At 40.8% G+C, this 16,325-nt stretch carries 13 protein-coding genes and 1 pseudogene; 6 read left to right on the forward strand and 8 right to left on the reverse strand.

All coding sequences use genetic code 11. From position 1 onward, the window contains the following. Positions 1–317: 317 nt before the first annotated feature. The 3 genes from hdrA to hdrB are packed head-to-tail and all read left to right on the forward strand — an operon-like array spanning position 318 to position 4,355. Positions 318–2,735 (forward strand): ferredoxin:CoB-CoM heterodisulfide reductase subunit HdrA, encoded by a 2,418-nt coding sequence (gene hdrA, locus ACSAZL_RS04450; RefSeq protein ID WP_440947526.1) that lies wholly within the window; start codon positions 318–320, stop codon positions 2,733–2,735. Then, entirely contained in the window at positions 2,732–3,457 is a 726-nt protein-coding gene (gene hdrC, locus ACSAZL_RS04455) for a ferredoxin:CoB-CoM heterodisulfide reductase subunit HdrC (protein ID WP_440947527.1), read from the forward strand. The genes hdrA and hdrC overlap by 4 nt, the downstream gene beginning before the upstream one ends. Then, complete coding sequence (hdrB, locus tag ACSAZL_RS04460; RefSeq protein WP_440947528.1) at positions 3,411–4,355, forward strand: ferredoxin:CoB-CoM heterodisulfide reductase subunit HdrB; 945 nt, start codon at positions 3,411–3,413, stop codon at positions 4,353–4,355. The genes hdrC and hdrB overlap by 47 nt, the downstream gene beginning before the upstream one ends. 93 nt (positions 4,356–4,448) lie before the next feature. On the opposite strand, the gene ACSAZL_RS04465 is transcribed toward hdrB, so the two are convergent. From ACSAZL_RS04465 to ACSAZL_RS04475, 3 genes are all read right to left on the reverse strand, one after another. After that, entirely contained in the window at positions 4,449–4,844 is a 396-nt protein-coding gene (locus tag ACSAZL_RS04465; RefSeq protein WP_440947529.1) for a UPF0228 family protein, read from the reverse strand. Between the two features lie 349 nt (positions 4,845–5,193). Then, positions 5,194–6,456 carry a YncE family protein gene (locus ACSAZL_RS04470; RefSeq protein WP_440947530.1) on the reverse strand — a complete coding sequence of 421 codons (1,263 nt, stop codon included), beginning with the start codon at positions 6,454–6,456 and terminating at the stop codon, positions 5,194–5,196. Positions 6,457–6,915: 459 nt separating this feature from the next. Next, positions 6,916–8,124 carry a C39 family peptidase gene (locus ACSAZL_RS04475; RefSeq protein ID WP_440947531.1) on the reverse strand — a complete coding sequence of 403 codons (1,209 nt, stop codon included), beginning with the start codon at positions 8,122–8,124 and terminating at the stop codon, positions 6,916–6,918. Between the two features lie 531 nt (positions 8,125–8,655). On the opposite strand from ACSAZL_RS04475, the gene ACSAZL_RS04480 reads away from it, so the two are divergent. Next, on the forward strand, positions 8,656–8,853 hold the full coding sequence (locus ACSAZL_RS04480; protein ID WP_440947532.1) for a hypothetical protein: 198 nt from the start codon (positions 8,656–8,658) through the stop codon (positions 8,851–8,853). On the opposite strand, the gene ACSAZL_RS04485 is transcribed toward ACSAZL_RS04480, so the two are convergent. Both ACSAZL_RS04485 and ACSAZL_RS04490 read right to left on the reverse strand, forming a co-directional pair. Continuing rightward, positions 8,854–10,176, reverse strand: a complete 1,323-nt coding sequence (locus tag ACSAZL_RS04485; protein ID WP_440947533.1) for a YncE family protein — start codon at positions 10,174–10,176, stop codon at positions 8,854–8,856. 184 nt (positions 10,177–10,360) lie between these two features. Next, positions 10,361–11,584 (reverse strand): C39 family peptidase, encoded by a 1,224-nt coding sequence (locus tag ACSAZL_RS04490; RefSeq protein ID WP_440947534.1) that lies wholly within the window; start codon positions 11,582–11,584, stop codon positions 10,361–10,363. A gap of 576 nt (positions 11,585–12,160) precedes the next feature. On the opposite strand from ACSAZL_RS04490, the gene ACSAZL_RS04495 reads away from it, so the two are divergent. After that, positions 12,161–12,661, forward strand: coding sequence for a GNAT family N-acetyltransferase (locus tag ACSAZL_RS04495; protein ID WP_440947535.1), 501 nt, complete (start codon positions 12,161–12,163; stop codon positions 12,659–12,661). A 115-nt stretch (positions 12,662–12,776) separates the two neighbouring features. Here ACSAZL_RS04495 and ACSAZL_RS04500 read toward each other — a convergent pair whose 3' ends face one another. The 3 genes from ACSAZL_RS04500 to ACSAZL_RS04510 form a co-directional block, all read right to left on the reverse strand. Further along, the gene (locus ACSAZL_RS04500; protein ID WP_440947536.1) at positions 12,777–13,196 is read right to left on the reverse strand and encodes a pyridoxamine 5'-phosphate oxidase family protein; all 420 of its coding nucleotides are present in this window, start codon (positions 13,194–13,196) and stop codon (positions 12,777–12,779) included. Positions 13,197–14,070: 874 nt separating this feature from the next. After that, the gene (locus ACSAZL_RS04505) at positions 14,071–14,232 is read right to left on the reverse strand and encodes a hypothetical protein (protein WP_440947537.1); all 162 of its coding nucleotides are present in this window, start codon (positions 14,230–14,232) and stop codon (positions 14,071–14,073) included. Between the two features lie 11 nt (positions 14,233–14,243). Then, positions 14,244–14,519, reverse strand: coding sequence for a hypothetical protein (locus tag ACSAZL_RS04510; RefSeq protein ID WP_440947538.1), 276 nt, complete (start codon positions 14,517–14,519; stop codon positions 14,244–14,246). A gap of 114 nt (positions 14,520–14,633) precedes the next feature. On the opposite strand from ACSAZL_RS04510, the pseudogene ACSAZL_RS04515 reads away from it, so the two are divergent. Beyond that, positions 14,634–15,811 (forward strand): annotated as a pseudogene (locus tag ACSAZL_RS04515) (IS256 family transposase). Positions 15,812–16,325: the final 514 nt, after the last annotated feature.

Below are 16,325 nucleotides of genomic sequence, written 5' to 3' on the forward strand. Positions count from 1 at the left end.
AATTATATGCATATAAAAACTTTCTTACAAAAATAGGCAATAAATTTATTTACAGGATCTCTGGAACAGCAGGGGAAGGAATAAATTGAGAAATATGATTTTTTGCAGGTCTTCATTCAGGTATATATAGGATTAAAACATTAATTTGTATAATATTCCCAACGTGAGATGCTATCAACGGGAGAACATTGATATCTCTTTTCTTCTAACATTCTGTCTCTAATTGGCAACAACTTTTTAAAAACTATCCTTTTTGGGTAAATTATCTGGCATTTTCCGGCAAATCTTAAATATGAATCCCTGAAAGATTTAGTATAATGACTGATGGGATGACCGACGGGCTGGACAAAGCTGCCGTATTTATCTGCCACTGCAGCGGGAACATTTCCGAACACGTTAATATCGATGCCGTGAAAAAAACCCTTAAGGCAGAAGGGATCTCGGTTTTTGATTATGAGTACCTGTGCTCAAGTCAGGGACAGGCCCTCATCAAAAAGAAGATTGTGGAGGGGAACCTGGGCAGGGTGGTAATAGGTTCGTGCACTCCTTCCAAACACGGCACTCTCTTTAAAAAGTGCGTACAGGAAACCGGTTTGAACAGGGCGGGGCTTGAAATTGCAAACCTGAGAGAACAGTGTGCCTGGGTACACCCTGACCGGACCGGCGCTACCGAAAAAGCTCTTTCCCTCCTGCGGGCCAAACTGAAACGCCTGGAAAATATAGAGCCCCTGGATGAAATTAAAGTCAATATCGCTCAGCAGGCCCTTGTTATCGGTGGGGGGATAGCAGGAATTACCGCTGCGCTGAACCTTGCAGATAACGGAGTTTTCACTGTTCTTGTTGAGAAAAACTCAAGCATAGGCGGGCAGATGGCGAAAATCGGGAAGATATTTTCCCCGGACAAGCTTGCGGAAGAGTGTGCAATGTGCTCACTCAGCCCTCTGATGAATGAGGTTGCAGCCCATCCGAAAATTACACTTTTGACCTTGACCGAAGTTGAAAGCCTGAGTGGGAGCGCAGGAAACTTTACGGTCAGGTTAAAGAAAAAGCCAAGATATGTGAAAGACAGCTGCACGGCATGCGGAAGGTGCAGCAGGGTCTGTCCTACTCAGGTTGAAGACGAGTTCAACTGCGGATATATGGACAAAAAGGCAATTTCTCTTCGTTTCTCTCAGTCCGTTCCAAAGATCTACTGTATTGATCCCGATTATTGCCTCCAGCTAAAGGGAGAAGCCTGCGGAAAATGTGCAGATGCATGTAAAAACGGAGCAATTGACTTCTCCCAGAAGGAAGAAATTGTCGAACTTAACGTAGGGGCAGTTGTTGTTGCCACCGGGTTTGAGGAGTATGACGTCTCCCAGAAACCCCAGTACGGATACGGGATTTTTGAAAATGTACTGACCCAGATGGAACTTGCCAGAGTCCTTGGCATCAATGGCCCTACAAAAGGTGAACTCCTGAGGATCTCCGATTTCAGCAAAGCTTCCAGCGATCCGACCCCTGCAACCTGTGATTCGAGGTGCGAAGATTCATCTAGTGAATCCCAAAGTGCCGATACGCCAAAAAGAATAGTCATGATCCAGTGTGTGGGCTCAAGGGATGAAAAAGAAGGGGGGAACCGCTACTGTTCCAGATACTGCTGCATGGCAGCCCTGAAACATGCAAGCCTTATTAAGAAAAAATATCCGGAAACGGAAATCACTATTTGTTATATTGATGTCAGAGCTTTTGGTTTCTATGAAAACTATTACCGGGCAGTCCAGGAGACCGGAGTCAACTTTGTGCGGGGAAGGCCTGCCGAAGTCGTTGAAAAGCCGGATAAGAGCCTTGTTGTGAGGGTCGAAGATACCCTTGACCAGAAAATGAGGGAACTTCCTGCCGATCTGGTTGTGCTTTCAGCAGCAATGGTGCCGTCTCCCGGGACCAGGAAAATTGCCAGTGTGCTGAACCTGAGCCAGGACGAAAGCGGTTTTATCAAGGAAAGGCACTCCAAACTAAAACCCGTAGACAGCTCCCTTGACGGAATCTTTGTCTGCGGCACTGCCCAGAGCCCCAAGGATGTTACCGATGCCATTGCTCAGGCAGGGCTTGCAGCTGTAAGGGCGCGGGCTTTCATTACGGACAGCCCAAAAGTGCTGGATAACGAAATTGCGACAATCAACCAGCTGCTCTGCACTCGTTGCGGAGAATGCCTAAAATGTCCCTTTGATGCCCTCTCCGTAAATGAGGGCGGAAGGGTCGTGCTCGATCCTCTTATCTGCACGGGCTGCGGGTACTGTACCGAACTCTGCAGGGAAGGAGCCGTCCAGATCGCAGGCTTTACGAAACCCCAGCTCAAAGCCGAGATGGAAGGCGTGCTTGAAGAAGGAGATGTGCTCGGCTTTGTAAACAGCGGGATTGCATCCCTTACCTGTGACAATATCGGTAACAGCGTGCTTACTTACCCTTCAAATGTCAAATTGATAAAGGTCCCGACGGGCCTTGTAGTGGACAGAGACCTTGTGCTTCATGCCTTAAAGCATGGGGCGTCTTCTGTCCTTTTTGTAGAGGACCCACCTGACAGCCCCAGGGCTGAGGTGATATATCCTCTTACTGTCAGCCACTTTGAAAAGCTCAAAGAGGAACTTGGAGATTCAGGAAACCGGATCTATTTCAAAAAAGCCTATGTCCCGAACACAAAAGGGCTTGCAGGAACTTTTACGAGCCTTGCCAGGGAAGGAGAGATGATAAGATGATGCAATATGTAAACGAATACGATACCCCGGAGTGTAAAACTCTTTCAGAGACCGCAAAAAAAAGTATCCGAACCCCTGAATCCCTCGGACTGGACCGCTGTATCCAGTGCGGAGCCTGCACTGCTTCCTGCCCTGCAGCCCGGTTTACGGACTACAGCCCGCGGCAGATCGTAAAGAGGGTGCTCGAAAACGACCGCAGTGTGCTTGAATCCGAAATGATCTGGTCCTGCTTCTACTGCTATTCCTGCAATGTGCGCTGTCCCAGGAACAACAGCCCCGTAACAATCGTGCAGGTGCTGCGGCAGATGGCTATCAACGAGGGAATCGGGGTTGAAAAGCTTGCCTATTTCCTTGAGATCGGGGAATACCTCGGAGAAAACGGAGCCAGCAAGGTCCCGGGCGCTGGCATCAGTAATATGGAAAGAGACCTTGGAGAGCGCTGGATTGGAATTAAAAGGAACCTTGAGCCCATCCGGTCCGAACTGGGGCTCAGTGCCAGGGATGTCAGGGACACCCATGGAGAGGTTCAGGCTATTCTTGAAAGCACGGGATATTTCGAAAGGGAAAAATGGATCAAAGCAAGGGTCCAGGAAAAAAGAATCCGTGGTTTCCTGAAGACGGACCGCACAGGGACATCCTGCACTGAAAAGAAGAAAAACAGCGGAGACTTAGGCTTTGAAAGCGATAGAGAGTATACCGGACAGGAAGCTCTTACTGTTTAAGAGCTGCATGGTCGGACAGGAATACCCCGGAATCGAAACAGCCACCAGTTACGTGTTTGACCGGCTCGGGGTGGATTACTGCATAAACGACGAGCAGTCCTGCTGCACAGGGATAGGCCACTATACCGATGTCTTCGAAGGGCTCACAACAGCAGCCATTGCAGCCCGGAACTTTGCTGTCGCCAGAAAGTGCGGGTACCCGAACATTACCTGCCTCTGTTCAACCTGCTATGCCATAAACAAGGACGCATGCGAACTCCTTAATACCAACGATGAGGTCCGGGAAAAAGTCAACTCCATCTTCCGGGAAAAAGGCTTTGACGACCTTGTCTATGAAAAGGACTCCATGAACCCCAGAACCAATATCTATCACGCAGTCGAAGTCCTCCTGAGCAAAGTCGAAAAGATTCGGGAAGAAAAGAAATTCGATTTCTCCGGCGTTAAAGCAGCCGCCCACCACGCCTGCCACTATTATAAAGTCAAATATCTTGACGTAATCGGAAGCCCCGAAAACCCCCAGCTTATAGACACGATAGCCGAAGCCTGCGGGGCATCCCCCGTGCGCTGGTACGAAGACCGCACCCTTACCTGCGGAATGGGCTTTTCCCAGCTCCACCTTAACAAAAACACCTCTCTCCAGGTCACCAAAACAAAACTCGACAGCCTCCAGAGAGCCGGCGTGGAGTTGATGATCCATATGTGTCCGAACTGCCATATCCAGTACGACCGCTACCAGCCCGTGATTGAAAAAGAGTTCGGGGTAAAGTATGACATGGTGCACATGAATATTGCCCAGTTCGTAGCCCTCTCAATGGGAGCAGACCCCTACAAAGTATGCGGTTTCCAGACTCACTCCGTGCCTCTGGAAGGTTTTCTTGAAAAGACCGGAATAATATAATGTCCAGTTTTTAAATAGAACTGGCTACCTTTTTTATTACAATTGGAGTGAAGAGGGTTACGGTTTGAAACGTTTTTAAGAACATGTATCTAATTACTGATCATTAATGTAGTCAATAGATACGGTAAAAATACTTTCATTATTTTCGAGCTCATTTTTCATCTTGACTGCATCTTCCTCCGATATCCAATACCTGGACCCGTCCGGCTTTTCAAAGCGAATATAGCACCAGACGAACTTTTTCACCTGAGTGTCATATTTATTCAGTATCGAAAGAAACTTTTCATCATTGACAGCCTGTTCGGATACCGTGATTACGTAAGAATCTCCGTTCCGGACAACATGTGAAGGAGAAGACACTGTCCAATCTTTTTTCTCTTCCTTCATCCCTTCACTCAGTTCGCGTCTTACATCCCTTTCATTTTTGTCTAACATAATGTAGTACTCGTCCGCAATATGATCAATATTGTACTTTATGCTATAGTTCATAATCAGGTTGTAATTTTTAAGAATAGTTTGAACTTCCGAATCGGAAACTCCATCTTCAAATTGAATATATATACCGCCTACTTTAAGCTCATCATTAACTTGTGTTTTTTTCGTATCCGCTGGCATTTTTATAAATAATCCTGCAATTATTACTAAAATTAGAAAAACAATAGAAACAGCAATTTTTTGGTTAATTCCGCTCATACCAATCACCGCAAAAAAAGATGTGAGGTTTTAATCCCTTTTATATATGGTCAATTTCAGATCCAGAGGCTTCAACAGTTTGTGTATCAATCCAGATAGGAAATGAACAAACGTCGCCAACGACTTTTGGTTATCCGATCCTCTGTTACTTCTTCCTGAACTTCCAACCTCCATAAATGCAGGTCAGGCTTCCCAATAATCCAAAACCTGGAATAGAGTTATTTTTGCTCGATTCATTTTCATCCGAGCTATTACCATTCTCGGGTTCTGAATTATTATTGTTTGAATTATTTAGTTCGGCAGTGCTTTTTTCTTCAGATGACAGATTCGTTTTTTCAACATCTACATCTTCAGTTGCATTGGAGGTTACCCTTGTGCTTTGATCAGTTACATTAGAATCTACGAAATGCCCAAAGACAACTTCAATAGGATTGATTCCTACGTTCACAGTGGCTGTGATATTGTCTGTAGCCGTGTCAATAATAGAAGTAGTGTTGCTGCCGTAGTTCACCACATATACCTTTTTTCCATCAGGAGTGACTGCAACTCCGCAAGGATTAATTCCTACAGGAACTGTAGCTGTAACATTATTAGTTTCCGTCTCGATTACAGAAACTGAATTGTTTTCCCAGTTCGTTACGTATACCTTTGTTCCTGTCGGGTTAACTGCAACTCCCCAAGGATAACTTCCTACATTTACAGTGGCTATAACTGTGTTTGTAGAAGTATTAACTACAGAGACTGTGTCGCTGTCGGAGTTTGCCACATATACCTTTGTTCCATCCGGACTGACTGCAATATCCCAGGGACTGCTTCCTACTTTTACAGTGGCTATAACTTTGTTTGTGGCTATGTCAATTACAGAAGTAGTGTCGCTAAGATGGTTCGTAACATAAATTTTTGTTCCATCTGGAGTGACGGCAACTCTATCAGGATTCAACCCCACATTAACTGTGGCTATTACACTGTTTGTGGCTGTGTTAATTACTAAGATATTAGTGCTGTCACGAACCGACACATATACCCTTGATCCTGCCGGATTAACTGCAACTCCCCAAGAACTATCTTCTACATTCACTATGGCTGTAACATTGTTGGTTGCTGTGTCAATTACAGAGACAGTTTTGCTGCCTATACCTGAGTCCGTCACATATATTTTTGTTCCATCTGGTGTGACTGCAACTTCGCCAGGATAACCCCCTATCTTCACCATGTTTGTAACATTGTTGGTTGTTGTGTCTATTACAGAGACAGTTCCACTGTTTATGTAGTTCTCCGCACTCATCACATATGCAAATGGAGCTGCACCTGCGATATCCGCCTTAAGTAGAAAGGCAAGCACCACTATTATACAAGTCTTTATGAGGATGTGCTCTCTATATGCTTTATCAGATGTTATTTCTTTCATTTTGAGTCTCCCCTTCTGGACTCTTATAGTTAAGATAATTTCACTGCAAATACTAAATGTGTATTGACAGTGTGCTTATTTTTCTGTAAAATCAGAAATCTCAAAAAGTTATTGAATAGAAAATTCCCTATAGGAGAGTCAATTTTTCTCCATATTACTCAAAAACTTGATTTCAAATTTACAGCGAATCCTAAACACTGCCTGGATGTTCTTTATTTTCTAATAGAGATCTAATAATTGAAACTGTTTTGAGAAATGTTTCCTACAAATAACTTAAATCGTGTATTCGGCAGGTAACTTTTTTCCCAAAAATTTTTACTGATAGTGTTTTACATGATACTAATTTTAGAATGAGATCAAATAATAAAAGGAGTTCGAGAAACTCACTCTTTGACTTGTTGTTATTAATAAAGTAATCAAACGTTGAAACCAGAAGTTTATCGAACTCCCAGAGGAATTTTACCTCACATATACACGTCCAACTTCTGGGCCACCGTAAGTGCATTCATATCTTACTTGACCTGAAGAACCAACAGGCCACGGATCATTAATGTGCAAATGGAAATACCCATCTTGATATAGGTATCCTCGACAAAGTCGACAATGTCCAGAAATCATACTGAAAAAAGGTCTTTCGTTGTCAATCTCAGTAACAACGTCAATATTATTAAGCGCAGAAGTCCTAATAGTTGGCGTTTTTTCCCATTTATTACGAACCCATTTTGCAATATCATCATATGTAAGCCCAACTGGGGGTTTCCCTTTCAAATAGGTATAGATAGACGTTTGTGAAGGGACGGGGTTCGGGTCATTAAAGTACATACAAAGCATTCGTATACTAGTTGGAACACAGTAGTATTCAGTTTCTTGTCCAAAATGGGGAACATAAACGTCTCCACTTGTTATAGATTTTATCGCTGCATCGCCACTGAGTTTTTCAATATTTTCTTCCGTGACTGCCGCATTAATATTAACTCCTTTATTAGTCGCTGCTTGTTCAATAGATTCTGTGAATTGACTACTTTTCTCCCACTCTTTTAAATTCTCTTCCACTCCACTCTTCAATTTCATTTCATACATTGACCAAACCCCTGGATTGGTTTCAGTTATAGGTTTATCTGGCACTTCATCAAGGGTATATGCATCTACAAATGTCCGATATTCATCTCCTGACTTGTCCTTTACCGCAGTCATCGCCCCTATTTTAGGATAACTGTATACAACCATTTTAGTTGATTTTATTTCTCCGGTCGGGTAATTTTTTTTGGCAATTTCTTTTGACTTCTTCATGGCTTCAGCTACTTTATAGGGTTCAGGATCAAACGTAATGTCGTTGAATGAATGTCCCAGCGTTTTATTGGCATAAATGTCAATTGTACCTATCAATTTTTTTTCTTTGTACACTGAGAATTGATAAAATAATTTCTGACCATTTATGTCGTAAAGCTCAACCGGTTTGGGATCAACAGATGCCCCTGTCCAGTTTTCAAAGCCTGGTGCATCGGCTGCTATGAAACTTATCATGTTTGCATTGGCATGCTTAAAAGCTTCCTCAGCAGTTACAGAATAATCTTTTTCTTCCTGTGCACTTACTGCCGGCATTAACACCATACCAATCAGCAGTGTTGCTAAAACAAGTATACCTACTCCAATTTTATTACGGTTCATTACTTTATCTCCTGTGTATCTTATACCCAGGAGGCAGAATCAGACAAGCTAAGTCTTAAATACAGACAGAGCTAACATAACTCATGCCTTCAAGGCGTGTTTTGTGGAGTTCGGGCGGTACCTGGAAAGCACTTCTGAACTCCATAAATCCCTCTTATCTAACTCCTTATAAGTTTTCTGTGTAAATTCTCAAACAATTCGATTTTCGAACTGATTTTGAGTCTGTAATTGCCTGTAATAGTTCCTTGACCTTAACAGTTTGATGATTTGGCCAGAAATTATATAAATATGTATATTGTCTCCTTATATATTCAAGTACTTCTCTATAAAATTCTCAATTCTACTGAATATTCTCATATATTGATTTTTGTTTAAATATTACAGTTTTGCCGCATAAAATCAGTGTTTGTATCTAACGTAGGCCTGTATATATTATAAACCTTTGAATTTTTGGCATGTCTATCTAAAAATTAGGTCTCCTATATTTTAGACAAATTATGACAAAATATCGCTCACACCCTTACCTGCGGAATGGGTTTTTCCCAGCTCCACCTTAACAAAAATACCTCTCTCCAGGTTACCAAAACCAAACTCGACAGCCTCCAGAGAGCCGGTATGGAATTAATGATCCATATGCGCCCGAACTGCCATATCCAGTACGACCGCTACCAGCCCGTGCTGCAATACAATCATTGCTGCAATAATCAAAAAATAGAATACGGCGGGTAATTACCTTTTCCCAAGTTTCCATCCTACATACAGGCCGGCCAGGTTTCCCAATAACCCGAAGCCTGGAGTAGAGTTATTTTTGCTCGAATCATTTTCATTTGAGCCATTATCCTTATCAGATTTTGAATTATTTTCATCGCTGTAATTATTTAATTCGACAGCGTTTATTTCTTCAGATGAAGAAATATTAGTTCCTTCAATCTCTCTGTCTTCAGTTGCATTGGAGATTGCCCCTGTGCTTTGGGCGGTCATATCAGAATCTGTAAGAGGTACAATTACAACGTTAGTAGGGTAGACCCCTGCATTCACCGTAGCCGTAACAGTGTCCGTGTCTGTGTCAATTACGGATACATTGTCGCTTTTGGCGTTTGTCACATATACATTTTTTCCGTCTGGTGTGACTGCAACTCCTAAAGGAGTAATTCCTACAGGAACTGTGGCTGTAACAGTGTTATTTACTGTGTCAATTACAGAAACAGTGTTACCGGAATCATTGTAGTTACCAGAGATTGTCACATATGCCTTTTTTCCATCAGGACTGACTGCAATATCACTGGGGGTATCTCCATCTCCTACGGGCACGGTGGCCGTAACATTGTCTGCAGTTGTGTCGATTACAGAAACAGTGTTGCTACCCGAATTAATCACGTACACCTTATTTCCATCAGGAGCAATTGCAACTTCATAAGGACTGTCTCCTACAGATATAGTGGTTGTAACTTTGTTTGTAATTGCGTCAATTACAGAAGTAGTATTGTTGAAAGTGTTCGTAACATAGATTTTTTTTTCGTCAGGACTAATGACAACATTACGAGTAATCATCCCTACATTAATCTGTTCTATTAAAGTATTTGTAGCTGTGTCAATTACAGAGATATTGGTGCTATCACGGTCCGTCACATAAACTTTTGTTCCTGCGGGGTTGACTGCAACTTGCATAGGATAACCTCCTACATTCACTGTATCACTAACCGTATTTGTCGCTATGTCAATTACCGAGATAGTTGGACCGAATCCTGCTGGAGTTGCCACATATACCTTTGTTCCTGCAGGGTTGACTGCAATATCTCTAGGCCAGCCTTCTACAGGCACTCTGGCTGTAACATTGTTAGTTGCTGTGTCAATTACAGCGACATTATGAGTAGGAAGAGTACCATTATAATTCGTATCGTAATAATAACCTCTCTGATCATAATCTCCCAGATTTGTCACATATGCAAATGGAGCCGCACCTGCTACGCCAATCAATATTAAAATTGCAAGTGCAGTTATTCCTAGAACTTTTACGAGAGTATATGTTTTATTACATGTTATTTCTTCCATTTTAAACCCCAACTTATGAACTTATGAAAAAGTAACAACGTCAGCGACTCCCCCTATATTTTGTTCATACCAGCACTTTATAAACAAAGAGGTTTCGATAAACTCCAATTTTTGGCTGGTTGTTATATAGGTTCATAGGCAACCGTTGAAAACCAGAAGTTTATCGAACTCCTCTGAGGAACTTTTATCTTACATATATACGTTGGATTTCTGAACTGCCGTATGTGCGTTCAAGTAATCCTGGATTACCATATGTCGAACCAACAGGCTCAGGATCATTAAGGCGCAAATATGTATACCCACTTTGAACTATGTATCCTTTACAGAGTCGAAAATGACCTGGAATCATACTGAAGAATGGTCTCTCATTTTCAATTTCTGATATAGCGACGCTATCAGAAAAACTACTAGCTATAGTTCCCGTCTTTCCCCATTTATCTTCAGCCCATTCTACTATGTCATTAGCTGAGAGTCCAGACTCAGGTTCCGGATCTCCCCAAGGGAAATAGTAATAAATGGAGGATTGTGTAGGGATGGGAGTCGGTTTATTATAATATATACAAACCATTCGGATACATGCTGGACCACACCAATTTGGGTCTTCTTGTCCAATACCGTTAATATCAAGTATTTTACCTGTAAATGAACTTTTCACTACTCCCTCGTCACTGAGTTTTTCAATATTTTCTCCAGTAACTGCAGCATTAATATTAATTCCCTTATTAGCCGCTGCTAGTTCTATAGATTTGGCAAGTTCATCACTTTTTTGCCATTCTTTTAAATTGTTTTCCTTTCCATAAGCCAAAATCTTGTCATACATTGACCATATTCCAGGTTCGGTTTCAGTTGCGGGTTTATCTTCAACCTCATTAAGGGAGTATGCATCTACAAATATCCGGTGTTCAACTCCAGTGGCCTTGTCTTTCACCACAGTCATCGCCCCTATACTTGGATAGCTGTATACAACTAAATTAGTTGATTTGATTTTCTCATCCGAATATTCACTTTTGGCTATTTCTATTGATTTTTTCATGGCTTCAGCCGTTTTATAAGGTTCAGGATCAAATACGATGTCATAGATTGAAGGTCCCAACGTTTTATCGGCACAGACGTCGATTGTACCTATTAATTTATTTTCTTTATATACTGAGAATCGATAAAATAATTTTTTACCGTTTATGTCATAAAGCTCCAGTGGTTTGGAATCAATAGATGCTCCTGTCCAGTTTTCAAAGCCTGGTGCATCGGCTGCTATGAAACTTATCATATTTGCATTAGCATGCTTAAAGGCTTCTTCGGCAGTTACAGAATAGTCTTTTTCTTCCTGTGCACTTGCTGCCGGTATCAATGCCATACCAACCAGCATTGTCAAAAGAAGTATGCTTATCGTAATTTTGTTCTTAACCATATTTTTTCTCCTGTTTAGCACCCAGGAGGCAGAATCAGACAAGCTAAGTCTTAAATACAGACAAAGCTAACGTAACTCATGCCTTCAAGGCGTGTTTTGTGGAGTTCGGGCGGTACCTGGAAAGCACTTCTGAACTCCATAAATCCCTCTTATCTAACTCCTTATAAGTTTTCTGACCATATCCTTTAACTATTCGTTCTTCATACCTGTTTTGAATCTAGAATTATCCCTTGACCGTTGATAGTTCGATGGTCTGGCCAGAAACTATATTTATAAGTATTCGACTGCAATCATATCCAGTATATTTATAAAAATCCGAAGTAACACGAAATAAAGTTTACTAAGCCAATACTTGCATTGGCTCATAATATGCTTGAACTTCTTTGCAGTCCCAGGAACCCCGGTATTTCCATCAGGACAAAAAGTAATATGCAGCTACACTACATCTTTTGCCATCGTGCGGTTCCTAAAACATGCAGAATTTCGAAATCTGGCACTAAGTTTTGTTAACTTTATAAATCAGGTGGATAAAAATAGAGGGAAGAATAAGAGGATTGGAATAGGAGGATTAAAAATATGGCGGAACAAATTGAAATTTCCCAGGCAGTTTTCGAAGACGCAATTCAAATCCTGGCCCTTCAAAAGCTTGCATACCAGAGTGAGGCTCGGATTTACAATGACTGGACCATACCCCCTCTGCTTCAAACTGCCGAAGAAATCCAGGATGAGTTCAGTACTCATATGTTTCTCAAAGCTGTCAGCGAACGTTCAATTATAGGATCCGTACGAACTCGTGTAATGGATAACACTTGCCATATAGGCAGGTTGATTGTGCACCCTGAATGGCAGAACCTGGGGATAGGCACTCGTTTGGTGACAGAGGTTGAACTTATGCACCGGGATGTAGCTCGATTTGAACTCTTCACCGGATCAAATAGCATCAGAAATCTTCACCTCTATCATAAACTGGGGTATCAGGAGTTCAGGCGGGAGCCGCTGGGCAGCAAAGTTGAACTTGTATATTTGGAAAAGATAGTGATTGGAAAAAAGAAAAATATCAGATATAAAAATTCTTGATTTTTAATAGCCGCTATAACCGGAGCAGTGGCACGATACCCGCTACTTACAGCCTGGCGCGCCACAACAACTTTGATTTTGATTTGTTATTTTTATCTATATAACTTCTGAAAACTCAGATCGATTTCTCCCAGCCCTGTCCGTAATCAATGAGAGGCCTCAGCTCAATGACCTCGAAGGCGACAGCTGCATATATCATATTTGCCCCTTCCTCGCCAGCTACCTTTGCGATCTCGCTTCTGATCATATCAAGCATCTTCCCCGACGTTGCAGATTCTTTCATCTTCAGATAAACTCTGATACCTTTCCATGCCATAATATCTGCTCCCGGCTCCATTATCAGGAACATTGCGTAAGGGTTTTCCTGAAGGTTTGCAAACGTTCGGTTCTTACCAGTTGCAACTACGACGGTCTTTTCATCGGTCATCTGAGGTGAACCGAATACGGCCGAATTTACCTTTCCGTCTTTACTTGCTGTGCTGAGAACCCCGATCCTCGGTTGCTTGTTAAAGTAGTCCATCAATTTTGACGTCATATTAAATCCCCTATACAAACTTATTTTTCTCGCCCTTTCCCTGAAAAATTGAATGAGCAGGCCGCCTGGTTTGAAAGTACTGCCCGGAAAAGAGCTCTATCAGACATACAGGCTGCGATAAATATGAGTCGTAAATATGTTTAAAACTTCGCCTGATGGAGTGAAAAATCTAATTTCCAAATTGACAGGCAGGTCCCATGTGGGGACGGTAGTTATAAGGGTCTATCTAGAGCCTATCCGAAAAGTGGTTACCTGCTATAAATTTCACAATATGCAATATGCAAAACCAGAACGGATACTTTGATATTATAGACCTATTGTGACTTCTCAACATGCATTACTGACTTTTCGGATAGGCTCTTAGTTGTCAGCAATTCGGAACTTGATTTGGATATTGGAATAGAACTTAAGCTCGGCACGAAAAAAATCATCTCAGGAACTCTGGGGCTCAGGTAGGAGATTATAGTAGGTTTTTTGATTATACCATGTTCGTGATTTTGGATATAGGAAATGTTGACCTTGATATTTATGATGATATTGTTACTAAAGTGAAAAATTATGATATAAGCACTATAATCTTTGAAGACCAGTTAACCCAAAAGAAAAGCAATGAAATGAAACGGAAGGAGAAAATTATAAAAAAACTGGTAAAGGAAAATCGATAACTTGAGAAATTATGAGTAAATGGAGCGGGGATCAGAAAAGGAGAAGAGGATAACGAAAATGGACCCCAAATATTGATTAACACCAATACATCAAGAGAAAAAACATTCTCTGCACTTCATTTATTATGTAATTTGCCCACTTTCCTTGTTACTATGAATCCTCAGCTGATTACTTTATAGGTTGAGAACTTGGAAAAACTCCTCCTTGGTTACTTTTTATTGCTCCGCGTTTTTTCACTAGATACTTTATCGATTCTAGGCTGAGTACCAGTGAAACCCCGATCTTGTTGGTTCTGTATTTCTTCACTTGACGATTTGTTTGCTCCAGACTGAGTTCCTGTAAAACCTTTCTTTTCGTTTTCATTAGCCATTAAATTCCCTCTTATTTTAATATGCTTAACAATTGAATAAAATAGAACATTAACACAACTATACTTGCCATAAATAATATATATGATCGTTTTAACCAATCAGCTATTTGCCTGTTTTGATTGCGATTTTTGATAATAATTTCGGTGGTTTCTTCCGTGATTTTTGCTTGAAGATCTTTTTTTTCTCTTTTTTCTTCATTACAATAACTAATAAAATCTTCAGCTGTTAAATACCACCAATCTTTAACGTTAAGTGCTATTATCCCACATAAAATTGATAATGTCATGAGTACTAATATTAAAAAGATTAGAATATGTAAATATATAGCTGAAAATATCTCTTCTTTAATTGCTTCATCAGCCGACGATAGGCAGTGTACCGAAAGTTCTGTAAAATATGATTGACTCTGTATCCTTTTTCTTCACCACAAAAAAACAGGATGCAGAGTCAATGGTAGATTTATTCTCACTCATAAAAGATTATCTTTTCGATCAGGAAGATGGAATTCGCCAGTTAATTACCTGGTTTTTAAACCTTGTAATGGAGGAGGAAGCCCTCCTCCAGGCTGGTGCAAAACGTTATGAGAGAACTGATTCTCGCAAAGCCAGTAGAAACGGTTACAAACCCCGTACTCTCCTTACCAAGTATGGAGAGCTTGAATTATTAAAGCCTCAATTCCGTGAATTTCCCTTTGAAACAGAGGTTTTTGAGAAATATTCTCGAGTTGAACAGGCCATCTTATCCGCTGTAGCCGAATCTTACTTGCAAGGTGTTTCCACCCGAAGGGTGGATAAGGTTATGACTTCCTTAGGAATTAAGGGAATCTCAGCCTCTTCTGTTTCCAGAATTACAAAAGAGCTTGATGAAAAGGTTTCTGAATTCCTCTCAAAGCCAATAGAACAAGAAATTCCTTATCTGTTTATCGATGCAACCTATTTGAAAGTAAGAGACGGACTTCATTATGAAAATAAAGCTCTCTTTATAGTTGCTGGAATCAGGGATGACGGTTATCGTGAGATTCTTGGAACAAGATTGGCAGATAGTGAAGACTCCCTACTCTGGCAAGATCTATTCGAAGACCTGAAAGAAAGAGGTTTAAGAGGTGTCAAGTTAATTGTTTCTGATGGTCATAAAGGAATACAAAAAGCAGTTAGAGAATCCTTTATTGGATCAAGCTGGCAGATGTGCCATGTACATCTGACAAGACAAGCTCTAAAAAAGGTTCCAAAAAAAAAGCAAAAAGAAGTAGCAGAGAAGATAAAAGAAGCATTGGTAGACCGTCAGAAATACAGCGATTTGATAAGGGAACTGGATAAGATGGGATATAAAGGCGCAGCTGATACCCTTGAAAGGTTTCAGTATGATGTAATGAATTATATGCAGTTTCCAAAGAGTCATTGGAGAAGAATAAGGACAACAAATATCATGGAAAGAACTAACAAGGAGATAAAAAGAAGAAGCAAGGTGGTAGGGGCATTCCCTAACCAGGAATCAGTATTGAGACTGATTGTCTCAATACTGATCGATATTAATGAAGATTGGATCACAGGAAATAAGTATTTAATAATGGAACAGTAATCAAAAAAGAAGACTAAAAGGATATAGAGAGAATTTTACAGAAAAATTGGCACACTGCCCGACGATACTATAGTAGATAAAGAAGCTATGGTTAAGCTAAAAATTATACCTACAAAACCGACAATTCCAGTCGCCTTACTTTCAATGTCCCGAGTTCTTTGCCATTCGATTTGATACATATCAATTATTGAATCATGTATTATCTTCGTAACTTCACTATCTTTTTGGTTGTGGTATCTTCGCCTTATTTCACCTGTCATTGTTTAGCTCAACACCTTCATCATACAGGTTTATGTTTTCAATTAAAATAAACAAAAGTACACAATTTTAAATAGTCTGGATATTTAATAGTTTTGATATTTTATGGATTAACAGGTTAACTTATCTTGATTATTTCTCTCTTATTTATTACTTCAAAATACCAATCATCTAAACCTGCCTTCGAAAAGAAGAACTCTAGAAGTTTAGATTCCAAGGTTCGAGAAGGGAGGAAATGAAAGAAAAGGATGTAGGG

Source organism: Methanosarcina mangrovi, from assembly GCF_052057765.1.
Taxonomy (GTDB): Archaea; Halobacteriota; Methanosarcinia; order Methanosarcinales; family Methanosarcinaceae; genus Methanosarcina.

Bases quoted from the DNA above. Each gene is read 5' to 3' on its own strand.
- ACSAZL_RS04475 (WP_440947531.1), bottom strand. From the start codon at position 8,124: ATGAACCGTAATAAAATTGGAGTAGGTATACTTGTTTTAGCAACACTG.
- ACSAZL_RS04465 (WP_440947529.1), bottom strand. From the start codon at position 4,844: ATGAACTATAGCATAAAGTACAATATTGATCATATTGCGGACGAGTAC.
- ACSAZL_RS04480 (WP_440947532.1), top strand. From the start codon at position 8,656: ATGGGTTTTTCCCAGCTCCACCTTAACAAAAATACCTCTCTCCAGGTT.
- ACSAZL_RS04485 (WP_440947533.1), bottom strand. From the start codon at position 10,176: ATGGAAGAAATAACATGTAATAAAACATATACTCTCGTAAAAGTTCTA.
- ACSAZL_RS04490 (WP_440947534.1), bottom strand. From the start codon at position 11,584: ATGGTTAAGAACAAAATTACGATAAGCATACTTCTTTTGACAATGCTG.
- hdrC (WP_440947527.1), top strand. From the start codon at position 2,732: ATGATGCAATATGTAAACGAATACGATACCCCGGAGTGTAAAACTCTT.
- ACSAZL_RS04510 (WP_440947538.1), bottom strand. From the start codon at position 14,519: ATGACATTATCAATTTTATGTGGGATAATAGCACTTAACGTTAAAGAT.
- hdrA (WP_440947526.1), top strand. From the start codon at position 318: ATGACTGATGGGATGACCGACGGGCTGGACAAAGCTGCCGTATTTATC.
- ACSAZL_RS04505 (WP_440947537.1), bottom strand. From the start codon at position 14,232: ATGGCTAATGAAAACGAAAAGAAAGGTTTTACAGGAACTCAGTCTGGA.
- ACSAZL_RS04500 (WP_440947536.1), bottom strand. From the start codon at position 13,196: ATGACGTCAAAATTGATGGACTACTTTAACAAGCAACCGAGGATCGGG.
- ACSAZL_RS04470 (WP_440947530.1), bottom strand. From the start codon at position 6,456: ATGAAAGAAATAACATCTGATAAAGCATATAGAGAGCACATCCTCATA.
- ACSAZL_RS04495 (WP_440947535.1), top strand. From the start codon at position 12,161: ATGGCGGAACAAATTGAAATTTCCCAGGCAGTTTTCGAAGACGCAATT.